A 14,957-nucleotide genomic window follows, 5' to 3' on the forward strand; every position below is an offset into this window, starting at 1 on the left:
CGAAGTGATCGTTGAAGAACTCAGCGAGCAGGAAGTCGATCTGGTTGCGGGCGGTGGTCCGAGCCACGAATCGAGCGGTGGCATTCGCGGCTGATTTGTCAGTCGCTTCTGGTCACCACGATCAGATTGATCCTATGGCCGGGGGGGCGCGCGCGAATAAGCGATCGTCCGCCCGGTTTTTATTTGCCATGACCTGACACGGCATTTTTTCATCGCCTCGGGACAGCAGAGCATCCTAGAAAGCCGCTCAGGGGGACCGGATGCCACTCTTCAGGCGACAAGCACTCGATCATCACAACCGGCTGCACGGGGACATTTTCCTCGTCCCTCCACTGCGCTGGCAGGCCATCGGCTGGCTGTTGCTTGGCCTGGTCTGTGCCGGTGTAGCCTGTCTCGCGTTCGGCAGCTTCAGCCGGACCATCAAGGCCGAGGGGAGCCTGCACATGTCAGACATGCCGTCGCCCTCCCCTTCCCAACCCACAGCGCGCCCCTCGCCGGAGTGGACGGCCCGCGTCACCGTGCCGCTCGCCCAGATCAAGGATGTTCATCAAGGCCAACAAGCCCGGGTCTCGCTCGCTGGCGGCAGCGCTGCCGACGCAACGACGCTGAGCGGCACGATTGCGGCGATCGCGACGCGCATGGACCCCGGCGAAACAACGGTGCCGGTCGAGATCCATCTGACAGCGCCAGGCGCAGAGCCGGGCAACCTCAGGGTCAGGGCCATTGACGGACAGCCTGTCACCGCGACCATCCTCATCGAGCGGGTCCGCCTGTGGCGCTGGCTGTTCGCGCCGGTCCTTCCCCGCAGCGAGTCCTAGATGAACGCGCTGATTGCCAAACTCACGGGCCGGCGGCGCATTCGCCCAATCCTGCAGACCGAGGCGGCAGAATGCGGCCTCGCTTCGCTGGCAATGGTCGCCAACTGGCACGGGCATGAGCTTGATCTCAATGCCCTGCGCCAGCGCTTTGGCGTGAGCGCGCGGGGCATGACCCTGCGCCAATTGATGCAGACTGCGGATAACATGCAGCTGCTGCCGCGCCCGCTAAAACTCGATCTGGCCGGCCTGCATCTTCTGCATCTGCCCGCCATCCTGCACTGGGATCTGAACCACTTTGTCGTGCTCGAACGCGTCGAGCCGGGCCGTGCCTATGTCGTCGACCCGGTGGGCATCGCGCGTTGGTACAAGTTCGACGAACTGGGACGCCATTTCAGCGGCGTCGCGCTGGAACTGCGCCCCTCGCAGGACTTCCAGTCCGTCCGGGCCAGGCGGCGCCTGCGCTTCCGCGATCTGTGGAGCGGCATGACGGGCGCACGCCGCACCTTTGCGCAGACGGTCATCCTCTCCATCGTCATGCAAGTCTTTATTCTCGCCAGCCCTTTCTATCTGCGCACCGCCGTCGACGAGGTTCTGCCGGCGCAGGACGGCGGCCTGCTGCTCACGCTGGCGCTGGGATTTGGCGCGCTCGCGCTCATCGGCGCCGGCGCGGCGCTGCTGCGGAAATATGTGCTGCTGTCGTCAGGCGCCCTGCTGTCCTTCGGCATCACCTCCAACATCGTCCGCCACCTCTTCCGCCTGCCCATCGCCTGGTTCGAGAAACGCAAGGTGGGAGACATTCTCACCCGCGTGCAATCCGTGCTGCCGATCCAGCGCTTCCTCATCGAAAGCGCGCCGCTCGCGCTGATCGATGGCACGCTCTCGGTCCTCACCCTGGTGATGATGTTCCTGATCGCGCCCGAACTAGCACCGATCACGCTGGTCGGGCTCGTCCTTTATTCCGGCGTTCGGCTGGCCTTGCTCGCGCGCGAGAAAGAGCGTGAGGCGGAATATGTGAAGGCCCTCGGCCGCGAACAGGGCACGCTCATCGAGACCTTGCGCGGCATGGTCACGCTGCGCCTCGCCGGCCGCGAAGCGATGCGCCACAGCTACTGGCAGAACCGCCTGACTGAGGCGCTCGGCGCGCGCTACCAGCACGAGCGCGTCAAGGCCTGGCACGAGACCGCCAAGACGATGATCCCTGCGCTGGAACTGGTGATCGTGATTTTCGTCGCCGTACGCGCCAATATGAATGGTGCCATCACCCTCGGCACCCTGTTCGCCTATCTCGCCTTTCGCACGCAATTTGTGCAAGCGGGCCAATCTCTGCTGGATGAAGGCGTCAAGCTCCGCCTGCTCGAACTCCATCTCGATCAGCTCGCGGACATTGTGCAGAGCGATGAGGATGCAGGCTTTGCCGAACCGCTGAGTCATGCCGACTTCTCCGGTCGGGTAGAGCTGCGCGATGTGCATTTCGCCTATGGCCCGCACGATCCGCCGGTGCTGCGGGGCGTCGATCTGGTCATCGAGCCGGGCGATCATGTCGCGATCACCGGCGCTTCCGGCAGCGGCAAGACCACGCTCGCCAAGATCATCCTTGGCCTGATCGACCCGACCAAGGGGGAGGTGCTCATCGACGGCCAGCCACTGCCGCAGTTCGGCCGCCGCGCCTTTCGCGAGCATGTCGCTGCTGTGCTGCAGGACGACGTGCTCTATGCCGGGTCCATCGCCGATAATGTCGCGGCATTTGGGGAGATCGACCCGGATCGCCTGCGGGACTGCCTCAAAGCCGCCGCCATTCTGGAGGACATTGAGGCGATGCCGATGCGGACCGAGACGCTGGTCGGGGATATGGGCTCCACCCTGTCCGGCGGTCAGAAGCAGCGCATCCTGCTCGCCCGCGCGCTCTATCGTGAGCCGGCGGTGCTGCTACTGGATGAAGGCACCGCCCATCTCGACCTGGAGCATGAGGCCATGGTTAATCGCGCCGTCGCTGCATTGGGCATCACCCGGCTCATTATCGCGCATCGGCCGGAGACGATTGCCGCCGCCGACAGGGTGATCAGGGTGGAGAACGGAGTGGTCACGAGCGATAGCCAGCCGCGGTCGACGACAAGCTAGAGCAAGCAGAACGCTGGTTTCATATCGCAGACGGTGCGCCAGCGCGTCGCGACGAACAGTCGGCTCAAGCTGTCGAAGACTGCCGCCGCGCCTCCCTGCCTGTCCCCTCGCACAAGCCTTTCCATCTCTTGTGAACAACTTGTTCATAGTTTCCTGACATTGACGTCCACTGGCGACTGAACCGCCCGAGTGTGGACCAATGTTGCGATTGCGCCTCCTTGCGAGACTGACCCGGTCGGCTCGCAGCCTCATCCTCGCCGCGGCATGCCTCATCGGCATGATCGTGATGACGAGTGGCGCCGGCACGTCGCTGGACAATTTGACCCGCACCGAGCGCTACCAGCACTTCCCCAAGAAGCCGAGCGGCGAGCTAGTTATCGTTAAGATCGACACGCCCAGCATCAAGGCGCTGGGTACGTGGCCCTGGCCCCGCGGGCGCCATGGCGAGCTGATCGATGCCCTGAATCGCGCAGGCGCCGAGCGCATCGTCTCCAATATCATTTTCGACCAACCCGCTGCGGACCCGGCGCAGGACGACCGGCTCATCAAGGCACTCGCAGCCTCTAAGGCCGATGTCTATCTGGCCGCACTGCTGGAAAATCGCTCCAATGGGCGGGCAACCTACGAGGCGCTGCCGACCGCGGCCTTGCTGCCCTATGTCACCCCGGTCAACGTGTGGCTTCATAGCGATCCCGACCAATATTATCGGCGATTGGTGCTCAATGCCCCGGTCCTGGGTACGGAATTGCGCGATATTTCCCAGGCGCTTGCCGGCACCAACTATCCGGGTGAAGGCTCCTTCCCCATCGACTGGTCCTATTGGTGGAACCAGATCGACCATATCTCCTATTCGGACGTGCTGGCCGGCAAATTCCCCAAGGACTTTTTCAAGGGCAAGAAGGTCCTGGTCGGCATCGATGCCTTCGGCTTCGGCGACCAGTTCAACGTCCCTTATCATGAGAAGCTCTCTAGCCTTTATGTCTTTGCCGCCGCAGCAGAGACGCTGATCGCCGGACTGCCGATTGAGGTGGGGCCGTGGCCAGCTATGGTGCTCGCGCTGGCGCTGATCGGCCTCTCCTTTCTGCTCAAGCCGCGCTTTCGCTATCCGCTCTATCTGGCCGGAACCATAGGGCTTGTGCCCGCGCAGATTTACACGGAACATCTGACGCTCTGGCGCCCGGATGTCGGCCCGGCGATCCTCACGCTGGTGGCCGCGCTGGTCGCCCAATCGCTCCTCAGCGTCGCGCAGGCCTTGCTGGATCGTAGCACCAAGTCGGCTGAAGCGGGGCTCCCCAATCTCGCGGCGATGGTGCTCAACGAGGGCGAAGAAGGCGTGACGATCGTTGTCAGCCTGCGCAATTATGTGGAAACGACGGCGCTACTCGGCCTGGCGGCGCAGGGCACGCTGCTCGCCAAAATCCGCGACCGCCTCATTCTCGCCGCAGGCCACGAGCGGATTTACCAGATCGACAATCACAGCTTTGCCTGGCGGAGCCGGGAGGACGTGCCTCAGGTGGTCGACAGTCTCGAGGGTCTGGAAGCGCTGTTCGCGCCGGGGGTTCAGGTCGAACAGCTCACCGTCGACATCACTTTGCATGCAGGCTTTTGCGACAAGCCGGACATGAGTGTGTCCGAAGCCATTCCCAAGGCAGTCCTCGCGGCGACCAACGCTACCAATCGCGGCATACTGTGGGAGCGCTACGAGACCGAGGAGGACGAGCTGTTCTGGAAGCTCTCCATCCTCAACGAGTTCGAGCAGGCGCTGCGCCGCGGCGATGTGTGGGTGGCCTACCAGCCCAAGCTGGACCTGCACGGCAATCGCATCACCAGCGCCGAAGCGCTGATCCGCTGGATCCACCCCGAGCGCGGCTTCATCCGGCCGGACCGGTTCGTCCGCGCCATCGAGGACGCGGGGCGGATCGAGCGGCTGACGCTCTATGTGCTCGAACGCGCCATTGCCGACTTCGCGCCGCTCAATCTCTCGGTCGCAGTCAATCTCTCCATGCGCATGGTCGGCAAGAACAAGCTAGAGGCGCCACTTCGCCTGCTGCTGGATACCTACGGAATGCCTGCCGAAAATCTTACGCTGGAGATTACAGAATCGGCCAGCATGGCGGACGAACAGGGCATCGCCGAACTGGAGTCGCTCCGGGCGATGGGCGTGCATATCTCCATCGATGACTATGGCACCGGCCAATCAACGCTATCCTATCTCAAGCGCTTGCCGGCGTCCGAACTCAAGATCGACCAGAGCTTCGTGCGGCAAATCCTCACCAGCCGCAGCGATGCGGTGCTGATCAATTCCACCATCAAGCTGGCCCATGAGCTCGACATGCAGGTGGTTGCCGAGGGCGTGGAGGACGAGAATGTCCTGCAGGCTCTGGCCGCCATGGAATGCGACATCATCCAAGGCTATCATATCGGTCGCCCGGTGGCGCTTCCCGACTTTCTCGCCAATCTGCAGGCGGCGAACCGCAAGGCTGCGAGCCGAGCTCGCAAGAGCGCCCTTTCCGCAGCATAACAGCCAACAAAAAGGCGCCGGATCATCAAAGACCCGGCGCCTTTTTGGCGTTTATGTCGGTCTACTTACCGCACTGAACCGCGACGCACCAGATTGACGATCGCGAGCAGCACAATGGCGCCAAGCAGCGAAACGATGATCGAGGTCAGATTGATCGCACCCGACGTGATCGGAGCTGCGCCGAGGATCGGGGAAAGCAGGAAGCCGGCGAGAACCGCACCGACAATACCCACCACGATATTCAGCAAAATGCCCTGCTGGGCATCGGTGCGCATGATGAGGCTTGCAAGCCAACCAACAATGCCACCGACAATAAGAAGAATGATAAGGCCCATATTCCGTCTCCCTCAGTGATGTTGAAGGCAAAACAATTGTCTGAGGAATTCGTTCCGTTCTTGCTGAACGGATAGTTGACAAAGGCCGTCATCTTGAATCGAGTGCAGTGTGCGACATGGGCCCATCTTGCGACCGTAACTTTACACAAGTTACAGGCCCAATTGCGCCTCGATCACGCGCCGCAAGTCTTCGAGGCGATAGGGCTTTTTGAGAATGGCGACCGCATTCTGATGCTCCGCGCCGTCCATCGCGTCTCCCGCGCCGGTTGCGAAGGCGAACGGGACACCTTTGTCCGCGAGACGGGCCGCGACGGGAAGACTGTCTTCCTCATCCCCTAGCTTGAGATCGAGCAGCCCAAAATCGAACGCGACCTCGTTCACGAATGCCAGCGCCTCGGCGAGGTTGGCGGCCACCCGCACATCCGTGATGCCCAGGTCTTCGAGCAGGGCTTCGGTATTCATCGCGATGATCGGATTATCTTCGACCAGAAGAACGGCGTGGGGGCGTGGCGACAAGGGCGAGCCTGTTAGCAAGGATTGACGGGATAATTATGCGCACCCGCCCGAGGCGATCCACAGCGTTGCGATGGACCGAACCAAGTGCGGGTCTTTACGCTCGTTTCGAGATTAAAGGCTGGCGACCTTGTCGAGATCCGCCAGCATTTCCGTGTGGGAGACGGCGCGGCTCTTCGAGCGCCCGCCCTTCTCACCCTCGTCGCCCAGCATATCTTCCAAGCTTCGGCGAGCGCGGGCGACGCGGCTTTTCATCGTACCGACCGCACATTGGGCGATGTCCGCGGCTTCCTCATAGCTGAAGCCACCGGCCCCGACGAGCAGCAAAGCCTCGCGACGTTCGGGCGACAGGCGCATCATTGCGGCCCGAAGATCGCCCATGTGCAGGCCATCTTCCTGCCCCGCGGGCTGGCTCAGCAGCTTTTCGGCAAGATCAGGATCATAATCGCCGCGGAACCGGTTGCGTCGCGCTTCGCTCAGATAGACGTTGCGCAGAATGACGAATGTCCAACTGCGCATGCTGGTGCCGGGCTGGAAGGAATCCCGCGCGGCCCAAGCCTTGAGCATCGTCTCCTGAACGAGGTCGTCGGCATAGTCCGGGCGACCGCACAAACCTCTCGCGAAAGCGCGAAGGTGCGGAAGAACGCCGGTCATCTCCGTACGAAAATCATAATTTTTCGGGATGTTACTGGCTGTCACCGCTTTTATCCAGCTTCTTGAGGAGCGCCACGAAATCGTCCGGCAATTGCTCGTCGACGACTTCATCGTACATCCGCCTCAAGCCTTCGGCCCAAACGGGTTTTGCGCGACCGCTGCGCTGCACGGAGTTCTTTCCGGGCTTTTCAGGCGTGCTGGACATGCCCCTACTTGCCTCGCAGAATATAGAATTGTTGAGATGTGACTGCACAACCGTTCCCAAAACCTCTGAAATCCAATTCCCGCCCCCTCGTAAAGTGACTGATGTGCGTTCCGAAGCGCAGCTCACGCCGCGACAGCGCGCAACATCCAGACGTTTTCCTCATGCTTTCCGATGCGAGCTGTCAACATGTCTGCACTAAAGACATCGTCGCCTTCTTCGGCGACCGCGACAGCCTCACGAAGACGCCGGGCGACCGCTTCATTATCCTTGATCAGCGCATCGATCATTTCGGCAGAGGACTGGACCGTCTTGCTGCTCTCCACCACGCTGCGCTCAGCATAGTCGCCAAAGGCTGCAGGGGCGATGTGGCCAAGTGCCCGAATGCGCTCCGCCAGCGCGTCGATGGCCAGCGCCAGATCCTCATATTGGGCTTCGGTCAGCTTGTGCAGACCAAAGAAGCTCGGCCCGACGATGTTCCAATGTACACCCAGCGTCTTGAGATACAGCGAGAAACTGTCAGCCAGAGCATCGGCAAGCTTGTCGGCAATCGCATCGACATTCTGCCGATCGATCCCGGTGTTGAAAGCCGCATCTTTCGGCTTTGCATTCAGGGCGCTATTCGCCATCACTGATCTCCGCTGGGGGCGTACGAGTGGGGGAACGATCCCAAGGGGAAAGAGTTCCGATCTAACGGATCACGGCGCTTTGGCACCTCTTTGGTAATTTGGGTTCATGGTGAATTGGGATATTGGCAAACGTGCCAAGCGACGCTTCGATAGCTGGTTAAGAGAGTATCCTCGGGCAACGCCGATCGGGGTCTTCCTGTTTTCGCTTACGCTTGTCGGGGCCAGCGCCTGGTCCGTCGAAGTCGCGTCCGAGCGGACGCGGCGAGCGGCGGCCGTTATGCAGGCTGGGGAGATCGTGGCCGCTCTGCAGCGGCAGGCAGCCGCCAGTTCCGCCTATTTCCAAGCCACCAGCGCGCTCTTTCTCAGCGCAGACGGGGTCAGCCCCGAGTTCTTTCGCGACTTCATCACCCGGCTGCGCCAGGATTATGATTTTACGGGTGTCGTGGCCATTGGTTGGGCGCGCCACACCACAGCCGCGGAACTGCCGGAACTGACCTCAAGAATGCGGGAAGCGGGATATGAGAACTTTGCCGTCAACCCGGCCCCCGCGCAATCCAAGCAGCCGATGTATATCATCACCATCGTCGAGCCCAATTCCCTGGCCAATCGCCGCGTTCTTGGCTTCGATATTCACAGCGACGCACGGCGCGCCGCCGCGATCGACCGCGCGCTGCGAACCCGCTCCATGGCAGCGACAGACCCGGTCAAGCTGAAGATCGACGAGAATGCCGACCACAACACCGGCATCGTCGTGCTGCTACCGGTCGCGCAAAATGATGAGGGCCCAGTCAATGGCTTCATCTATGGCGCCATCCGGGTCGAGGAATTCATTCGCGCTGCTGTGAAACCATCCTTGCTGGAAACCGGCAGGATCGAGATTTTCGATACCACGCCGGATGGGCAGGAGCGCATCTTTGCAGCCGGCGACAGCGAACGAGTGGAAAGGCCGCTTGAGCAGCGTTTTTCCCTGTTCGACCAGCAATGGTCCGTGCGCTTCTATCCGGCCGGCGAGCACTGGCTCTACCCCCTCACGCTGGTCGTGCTGGTCGGCGGCGTCTCCTTTTCGATGCTGCTGCTCGCCTACATCCTGCTCGTGCAGCGCCGCAACGAGGATCTCGTCGCGCTCGTCAATGCGCAGGCCGAGCGCGAGGCGGAACGCGCCGCCTTCGTGCGCGAACTTAACCACCGGGTGAAGAACTCGCTCTCCAACGTCACGTCAATCATCGCCCTCACCCGTCGAAACGCGACCGACATCAACAGCTTTGCCGACAATCTGATGGAGCGGGTGCGCGCTCTGGCCGCCAGCCACTCATTGCTGGATGGCGCGCAGTGGGGACCGACGGACCTCAAGGCGTTGATCGAGACGCAATTGGGATCGCATGGCCACGCCCGCGGGCGCATTGTGTCCGATGGCCCCAATGTGCTGATCTCGCCCAACGATGCGCTGTCCATCGGCTTGGCACTGCACGAGCTGCTCACCAACGCGACACGATATGGCGCCTTGTCCGCCGATCAGGGCGAAGTGCATCTGCACTGGTCGGTGGGAGACGAGAAGATCTCGGTATCATGGGAAGAGCGCGGCGGCCCGCCGGTTGTGGAGCCGGTCAAGCGCGGCTTTGGCCTGAACCTGATCGAGCGGGCTTTGGCCCACGAGCTGGGAACGCCGATCCGCATCGACTTTTTGTCGAGCGGCCTCATGTGCACGTTCGATATCCCCCTGCGCAAACCGAAATCGTTCCAGTTGCGCAGGAAGGATGGCGCCGCTTAACGCAGCGGCGCCGTTGATCCGAAGAACGCAACCTGCCCGATCGTCGCGCGAACGAAGTCGTCGCTAAACGGCTTGGTGATCAGATAGGTCGGCTCGGGGCGTTCGCCGGTGAGCAGGCGTTCCGGGAAGGCGGTGATGAAGATCACCGGGACCGAGAACTTGCCCAGAATCTCGTTGACCGCATCGATCCCCGAACTGCCATCCGCCAGCTGAATATCGGCCAGCACGAGATCCGGCCGGTGCTGATCGAACAGCGCTACCGCCTGCGCGTGCGTCGCAGCGGTGCCCACCGCAACATGGCCGATGGAGGTCACGATCTCCTCGATCTGGAAGGCGATGAGCGGCTCATCCTCGATAATCAGCACGTTGAGGCGGCTGCTGGAATCGATATCCGCCAGCGCGCTGTCGATCATCTCGCGAACGTCGTCCTCGGGGCAGTCGAGAATCTCGGCGATCTCGCTTTCGGAGAAATCTTCCACGGCGTTCAGCAGCAGTGCCTGACGTGCCAGCGGCGTCACCAGTTCGAGGCGATTGCTGGCAGCCGTGCCCTCATCCGAGCCGAGGCCGCCGCTCATCGACAGCTCAGCGCCGGCGGAAGCGTAGATGCGCGAGAAGGCACTGAACAGGCCGGTCCGCGATGTGGAGATTTGCTCGCGCAGGCTGGAATCGGCCAAAGCCGCCTCCAGAAGCTCCCGCACGAAACTGTCACCCAGCGACTGAGACCCCGTCAGAATTCGAGCATATCGCCGCAGATAAGGAAGTTGCCGCGCGATAAGGTCGGATAGAGCCATATGAACGTGTCTCCTGCATTTCAGCCAGCGCCCACAACCAAGAACACCGCATGACGCGGTGGAGCACCAAAAGTGCGCGGAATGTACGGTTTCGACAGGGTTCCCCACAAGAAATTTATTTTTGCAAACCTCGGGAACCAACGCGATTCAGGTGCATTTGAGGATCAGCATTGACATTAGTCTGCCCCCGATAATGTCAGCGTCACTTGACCGGTTTCCGCTCCTCCTCACCCCCCAAAGTGCGGGAACCGGTCAACCACCCCACATTATCTCCCGTCCTTCCTCTGCTGAGCCCGTACGCGCGCGGCGAACAGAGGAACCATCCGCCCGAACCACCGTTGGGTTCAGGAAGGTTATCACGAGGAGTTAAGCCATGCACATTCGCACAAACCGTTCCACGCCTCTGGAAGACGGCCGCGACGTGATCATAACGCTTCGCTCCCGCGCGGAGGATATTGCCGAGCGTGGTCTTGCCAGGGCAACAACGCTGGCGGACGAGGCCGGCCGCCGGGCATCCCGGTTGGGGAAGGACACAGCGCGCAAGGTTTCGAAGGGCTCGAAATCCCTCGTTGAGAATGTGCGCGATCATGTGCCCGGCATGAAACCCTCAGGGCTCGCGGCTTCGCCGGCCGCCCGGTTCGTCCGCCGCCACCCCGCCCTGCTCGTTGCCGTCGGACTGACCGCTGCGACGGTGGGATATCTCGCATGGCGCGCGCAGCAAGACACTGACGAATCAGACGATTCTTCAGAGGATTAATAAGCGAAGACCATTCTCTGCCAAATTAAGCGAGAAAGTTTTCGAAGGCCGGAACGAACCCGTCTATAGCTCGTTTAACGGGCAGATCTGGCACCATCAGGCTATTTTAGATGCTGCTAGCCCGGTGGTGCCAGATCCCCTCCTTCGCCTCGGACAGGCCAGGGTCGCGCAGACGCGGGCCGTGACACAGCCTCGAAGAGCGCCCGCATCCCTAGAAAATCTTGACATCCGCGCCCGCCTTCATCATGGCGCAAGCGGTTGCCCGTGTGATCCACAAGAGTCACGCGCCCTCTATTCACGGAATTCTGATGCCCTTTGCCGATCTCGGCCTTTCGAACGAATTGCTGCAAGCCGTCGGCGAGGCGGGGTATTCAGAGCCGACTCCGATTCAAGCGCAGGCAATTCCCTCCGTCCTGATGATGCGGGACATCATTGGTATCGCGCAGACCGGCACCGGCAAGACGGCCAGCTTCGTCCTCCCGATGATCGACATTCTGGCTCAGGGCCGCAGCCGCGCCCGGATGCCGCGCAGCCTCATTCTCGAGCCGACGCGCGAACTCGCGGCGCAGGTCGCCGAGAATTTCGAGAAATACGGCAAATACCACAAGCTCTCGATGGCGTTGCTCATCGGTGGCGTCTCGATGGGCGACCAGATCAAGGCGCTCGAAAAGGGTGTCGACGTGCTGATCGCGACGCCTGGTCGCCTGATGGACCTGTTCGAGCGGGGCAACATCCTGCTGACCGGCTGTTCGCTGCTGGTCATCGACGAGGCGGACCGGATGCTCGACATGGGCTTCATCCCCGATATCGAGAACATCTGCACCAAGCTGCCCGCGAACCGGCAGACGCTGCTGTTCTCGGCGACGATGCCGCCGCCGATCAAGAAGCTTTCGGATCGCTTCCTGAGCAATCCCAAGTCCATCGAGGTAGCGCGCCCGGCAACCGCCAGCGCCAACATCACCCAGATGCTCGTGCCTGTCGCCGAGCGGGCCAAGCGCGAGACGCTGCGCTCGCTGCTCCGGAGCGAGAGCGCCGAGAGCGCGATCATCTTCTGCAATCGCAAGACGATGGTGCGGGAGCTGAACAAGAGCCTCAAGCGCCACGGCTTCCGCTCCGGTGAAATCCACGGCGATATCGATCAGGCCGCGCGGATTGCGGAGCTGGATCGCTTCAAGTCCGGCGAGATTAACCTGCTGGTTGCCTCCGACGTTGCCGCGCGCGGGCTCGATATCAAGGGCGTCAGTCACGTCTTCAACTTCGATGCACCCTGGCACCCGGACGATTATGTGCACCGCATCGGCCGCACGGGCCGTGCCGGCGCGACCGGCAAGGCGTTCACCTTCATCACCAACAGCGATGCCGAAGCTGTCGAGAATATCGAAAAGCTGATCGGCACGAAAATCCCGCGCCTCGACATGGGCACGCAAGCCGTCGACGATGGTGAGGACGAAGGGCGCGGACGCGATCGTCGCGGTGGCGCGAAAGGCGCATCCAAGCGTCCGGCGAAGGCACCGGCTCGGCGTGAGCGTGGCGCCGACGCCAAGGATGATCGTGAAACCGAATCGCCCGCTCGCGAGGCACGCCCCGCGCGTGAGGATGCGCGCCCGCCGCGTGAGACCCGTGAGGATCGTCAGCCCCAGCCACGGCGTCAGGATGCACGGTCTGACGCTGAGCGTCCCAAGGCCCCGCAGCAACGCAATCGCGCGGATCAGGAGCCGGATGACGGATGGAACGGCCCCATGCCGGATTTCCTCTCCGTAGGTTTCGACAACTAAACCTGCCGACGATACAGACGGGAAGGCTCGGGGACGCGGCAGCGCGCCTCCATGCCTGCCAACTGGCGGTGCGCGAACCGGCGATTTCTGTGCCACCCGACACTCAGGTCGCTATCGAAACGCGACGCGCCACCAACACGCAAAACCCGATTGCAATCGGCGCGGGCCTTGCCTATAGGCAGCCCTCCCTGGGGGCTGTAGCTCAGTTGGGAGAGCGCGTCGTTCGCAATGACGAGGTCAGCGGTTCGATCCCGCTCAGCTCCACCAGGGATTTTTCTTCCAGCCACGCTATCGCTCCCTCCCCGGCTTAAGCCGCGCGGGGGAAGACGCATTTTCTGTGAACCGGTCCACCTTTTTGGGGTTGCCACTCCGGCCATCCCACGGCATAGGCGCCGGACCTGATGACGGCTCCGCAACGGACCGACATGGATGGCCCCTTCGTCTAGCGGTTAGGACGCGGCCCTTTCACGGCTGAAACACGGGTTCGATTCCCGTAGGGGTCACCACTCAGACTTTCCCACATTATCAAGCGCAGCCCCCCTGGGCGCGCCAGCGTCACTCCGCCGGGGCCATGGCGGTCGATGGACCATTTGCCTCGTCCAGCGCCGCCAGATCGCCGCGTGCTCGTGCCTGCCGACCGTAGACCAGTTCAAACAGCGGACCCGCCATCACCGTCGTGACGATGGCCATCAGCACCAGCATCGCGAACAGCGTCGGACCGATAATACCCTTTTGCAGGCCGATGTTGATGATGATGAGTTCCATCAGCCCCCGGGCGTTCATCAGCGCGCCGATGCCCAGCGCCGTGCGATGATCCTCGCCCGCCAGGCGAGCGGCGGCCCAGCAGGCCCCGAATTTGGCGATCACCGAGACGAGCAGAATGGCCAGCGCCGTCAGGAGGAGCGGCACAGAGTTCACCATGTCCATCCGCGTATTGAGGCCGGAATAAGTGAAAAACATTGGCAAGAGCAGCACCACCACCAGCGGCTCGACCTTGCGCTTGATTTCCAGCGCGATCAGCCCGCGCGGCATACAGGCGCCGAGCAGGAAGCCGCCGAAGATCGCGTGTATGCCGATTGCATCCATGAGAAACGCCGAGAGGCTGAACAGCGCAAGGACGATGGCGAGCACCGTCATGCTTATGGCGCCCTCCGCCTCAACGAAACGCCCGAGCGGGACGAGTAGCCGACGGCCCCACATCAGCATGAACCCCGCATAGAGCAGCGCGCCGACAATGGCGATCACCGCGACCCCCGGCCCGGCGCCGAAGGTCGCCAGCACGACCGCGAGCACGCACCAGGAGGCGGCATCGTCAAAGGCGCCCGCCGTCAGCGAGAGCGTGCCCAGCGACGTGTTGGCGAGGCCGCGCTCGTTGATGATCCGCGCCAGCATGGGAAAGGCTGTGAGCGCGATGCACGCGCCGAGGAACAAGGTGGCGCTCCCCCGCCCCACCCCGGCCGTGAACAGCCCGTCGATCGTCAACAGCCAGGGGGTAATCACCGCCGCCAGCATGAACGGCACGGCGATGCCCGCCGCCGACACCGCACCGGCTGCCCGCGCCTTCGAGCGGACGTGATCGAGCCGGAGCGTCAATCCAACCAGAAACATATAGAGGCCCACGCCAAGCTGCGCGCCGACATAAAGGACGTTGCTGGTTTCCTTGGGGAAAATCGCGGCTTGCAGATCGGGCGCGAACAGGCCGAAGAGCGACGGACCCAGCACGACGCCGGCGATCATTTCCCCGACCACCTGGGGTTGCCGGAACAAGGTGCGGCCGAGCCATCCAACCACCCGGCAGGTCACAAGGATGACGGCGATCTGCAGGAAGAAATGCACGCTGTAGTCGGATGGCGTGAAGCTCACAGCGGACTGAACGGCGGGACCGTGGGGCGTCAAGACGCGGCCCAGTTCACCCCAAAGCGATTGCTGCATCGCGCCCTGCTCCATGTGTCCTCCCCGATGGCCCGCTTGTCCCGCGCCTGACCAGAAGCTACCATGGTAGCGTTATCATTGGAAGCGGGCACTGCAGCACCTGTAAATGGCCAGCGGACGCGTCTGGCCCAACAAAACGCGGCT

Annotated in this window: 13 protein-coding genes and 2 tRNA genes; 8 read left to right on the top strand and 7 right to left on the bottom strand. The window is 62.4% G+C overall.

What is annotated here, in order from left to right; translation table 11 throughout:
• The first annotated feature begins 260 nt into the window (after positions 1-260).
• From M2343_RS07200 to M2343_RS07210, 3 genes are all read left to right on the top strand, one after another.
• On the top strand, positions 261-818 hold the full coding sequence (locus M2343_RS07200; protein ID WP_264576128.1) for an HlyD family secretion protein: 558 nt from the start codon (positions 261-263) through the stop codon (positions 816-818).
• A complete protein-coding gene (locus tag M2343_RS07205) occupies positions 819-2,936 on the top strand; it encodes a peptidase domain-containing ABC transporter (RefSeq protein WP_264576129.1) in 2,118 nt (705 codons plus the stop codon).
• A 277-nt stretch (positions 2,937-3,213) separates the two neighbouring features.
• Positions 3,214-5,457: an EAL domain-containing protein gene (locus tag M2343_RS07210; protein ID WP_264576130.1), complete on the top strand. Its 2,244-nt coding sequence runs from the start codon at positions 3,214-3,216 to the stop codon at positions 5,455-5,457.
• A 65-nt stretch (positions 5,458-5,522) separates the two neighbouring features.
• Here M2343_RS07210 and M2343_RS07215 read toward each other — a convergent pair whose 3' ends face one another.
• The 5 genes from M2343_RS07215 to M2343_RS07235 form a co-directional block, all read right to left on the bottom strand.
• Positions 5,523-5,792, bottom strand: a complete 270-nt coding sequence (locus M2343_RS07215; RefSeq protein ID WP_264574847.1) for a GlsB/YeaQ/YmgE family stress response membrane protein — start codon at positions 5,790-5,792, stop codon at positions 5,523-5,525.
• A gap of 150 nt (positions 5,793-5,942) precedes the next feature.
• Entirely contained in the window at positions 5,943-6,308 is a 366-nt protein-coding gene (locus M2343_RS07220; RefSeq protein WP_264576131.1) for a response regulator, read from the bottom strand.
• A gap of 111 nt (positions 6,309-6,419) precedes the next feature.
• Positions 6,420-6,959, bottom strand: a complete 540-nt coding sequence (locus M2343_RS07225) for a sigma-70 family RNA polymerase sigma factor (protein ID WP_264572220.1) — start codon at positions 6,957-6,959, stop codon at positions 6,420-6,422.
• A 31-nt stretch (positions 6,960-6,990) separates the two neighbouring features.
• The gene (locus M2343_RS07230; protein WP_264569909.1) at positions 6,991-7,164 is read right to left on the bottom strand and encodes a NepR family anti-sigma factor; all 174 of its coding nucleotides are present in this window, start codon (positions 7,162-7,164) and stop codon (positions 6,991-6,993) included.
• Positions 7,165-7,286: 122 nt separating this feature from the next.
• Positions 7,287-7,790 carry a Dps family protein gene (locus M2343_RS07235; RefSeq protein WP_264569908.1) on the bottom strand — a complete coding sequence of 168 codons (504 nt, stop codon included), beginning with the start codon at positions 7,788-7,790 and terminating at the stop codon, positions 7,287-7,289.
• Positions 7,791-8,085: 295 nt separating this feature from the next.
• Here M2343_RS07235 and M2343_RS07240 point away from each other — a divergent pair, with 295 nt between their 5' ends.
• On the top strand, positions 8,086-9,558 hold the full coding sequence (locus M2343_RS07240; RefSeq protein ID WP_264576132.1) for a CHASE domain-containing protein: 1,473 nt from the start codon (positions 8,086-8,088) through the stop codon (positions 9,556-9,558).
• Here M2343_RS07240 and M2343_RS07245 read toward each other — a convergent pair.
• Complete coding sequence (locus M2343_RS07245) at positions 9,555-10,349, bottom strand: response regulator (protein ID WP_181559218.1); 795 nt, start codon at positions 10,347-10,349, stop codon at positions 9,555-9,557. The two genes, M2343_RS07240 and M2343_RS07245, sit on opposite strands and share 4 nt — an antisense overlap.
• A gap of 373 nt (positions 10,350-10,722) precedes the next feature.
• Between M2343_RS07245 and M2343_RS07250 the strand changes: the two genes are divergently transcribed.
• From M2343_RS07250 to M2343_RS07265, 4 genes are all read left to right on the top strand, one after another.
• Positions 10,723-11,106 carry a hypothetical protein gene (locus tag M2343_RS07250; RefSeq protein ID WP_264576133.1) on the top strand — a complete coding sequence of 128 codons (384 nt, stop codon included), beginning with the start codon at positions 10,723-10,725 and terminating at the stop codon, positions 11,104-11,106.
• Positions 11,107-11,414: 308 nt separating this feature from the next.
• Positions 11,415-12,881: a DEAD/DEAH box helicase gene (locus M2343_RS07255; protein WP_264576134.1), complete on the top strand. Its 1,467-nt coding sequence runs from the start codon at positions 11,415-11,417 to the stop codon at positions 12,879-12,881.
• Positions 12,882-13,072: 191 nt separating this feature from the next.
• Positions 13,073-13,148 (top strand) — tRNA-Ala (locus tag M2343_RS07260).
• Between the two features lie 164 nt (positions 13,149-13,312).
• Positions 13,313-13,387, top strand: a tRNA-Glu gene (locus M2343_RS07265).
• Between the two features lie 49 nt (positions 13,388-13,436).
• Here M2343_RS07265 and M2343_RS07270 read toward each other — a convergent pair.
• Positions 13,437-14,813 (bottom strand): cation:proton antiporter, encoded by a 1,377-nt coding sequence (locus tag M2343_RS07270; RefSeq protein ID WP_264576135.1) that lies wholly within the window; start codon positions 14,811-14,813, stop codon positions 13,437-13,439.
• Positions 14,814-14,957: the final 144 nt, after the last annotated feature.

Origin of the sequence: Sphingobium sp. B8D3B (assembly GCF_025961875.1) — a bacterium.
GTDB lineage: Bacteria > Pseudomonadota > Alphaproteobacteria > Sphingomonadales > Sphingomonadaceae > Sphingobium.

Bases quoted from the DNA above. Each gene is read 5' to 3' on its own strand.
- M2343_RS07270 (WP_264576135.1), bottom strand. From the start codon at position 14,813: ATGCAGCAATCGCTTTGGGGTGAACTGGGCCGCGTCTTGACGCCCCAC.
- M2343_RS07250 (WP_264576133.1), top strand. From the start codon at position 10,723: ATGCACATTCGCACAAACCGTTCCACGCCTCTGGAAGACGGCCGCGAC.
- M2343_RS07200 (WP_264576128.1), top strand. From the start codon at position 261: ATGCCACTCTTCAGGCGACAAGCACTCGATCATCACAACCGGCTGCAC.
- M2343_RS07225 (WP_264572220.1), bottom strand. From the start codon at position 6,959: ATGACCGGCGTTCTTCCGCACCTTCGCGCTTTCGCGAGAGGTTTGTGC.
- M2343_RS07230 (WP_264569909.1), bottom strand. From the start codon at position 7,164: ATGTCCAGCACGCCTGAAAAGCCCGGAAAGAACTCCGTGCAGCGCAGC.
- M2343_RS07205 (WP_264576129.1), top strand. From the start codon at position 819: ATGAACGCGCTGATTGCCAAACTCACGGGCCGGCGGCGCATTCGCCCA.
- M2343_RS07245 (WP_181559218.1), bottom strand. From the start codon at position 10,349: ATGGCTCTATCCGACCTTATCGCGCGGCAACTTCCTTATCTGCGGCGA.
- M2343_RS07215 (WP_264574847.1), bottom strand. From the start codon at position 5,792: ATGGGCCTTATCATTCTTCTTATTGTCGGTGGCATTGTTGGTTGGCTT.
- M2343_RS07235 (WP_264569908.1), bottom strand. From the start codon at position 7,790: ATGGCGAATAGCGCCCTGAATGCAAAGCCGAAAGATGCGGCTTTCAAC.
- M2343_RS07210 (WP_264576130.1), top strand. From the start codon at position 3,214: ATGATCGTGATGACGAGTGGCGCCGGCACGTCGCTGGACAATTTGACC.
- M2343_RS07255 (WP_264576134.1), top strand. From the start codon at position 11,415: ATGCCCTTTGCCGATCTCGGCCTTTCGAACGAATTGCTGCAAGCCGTC.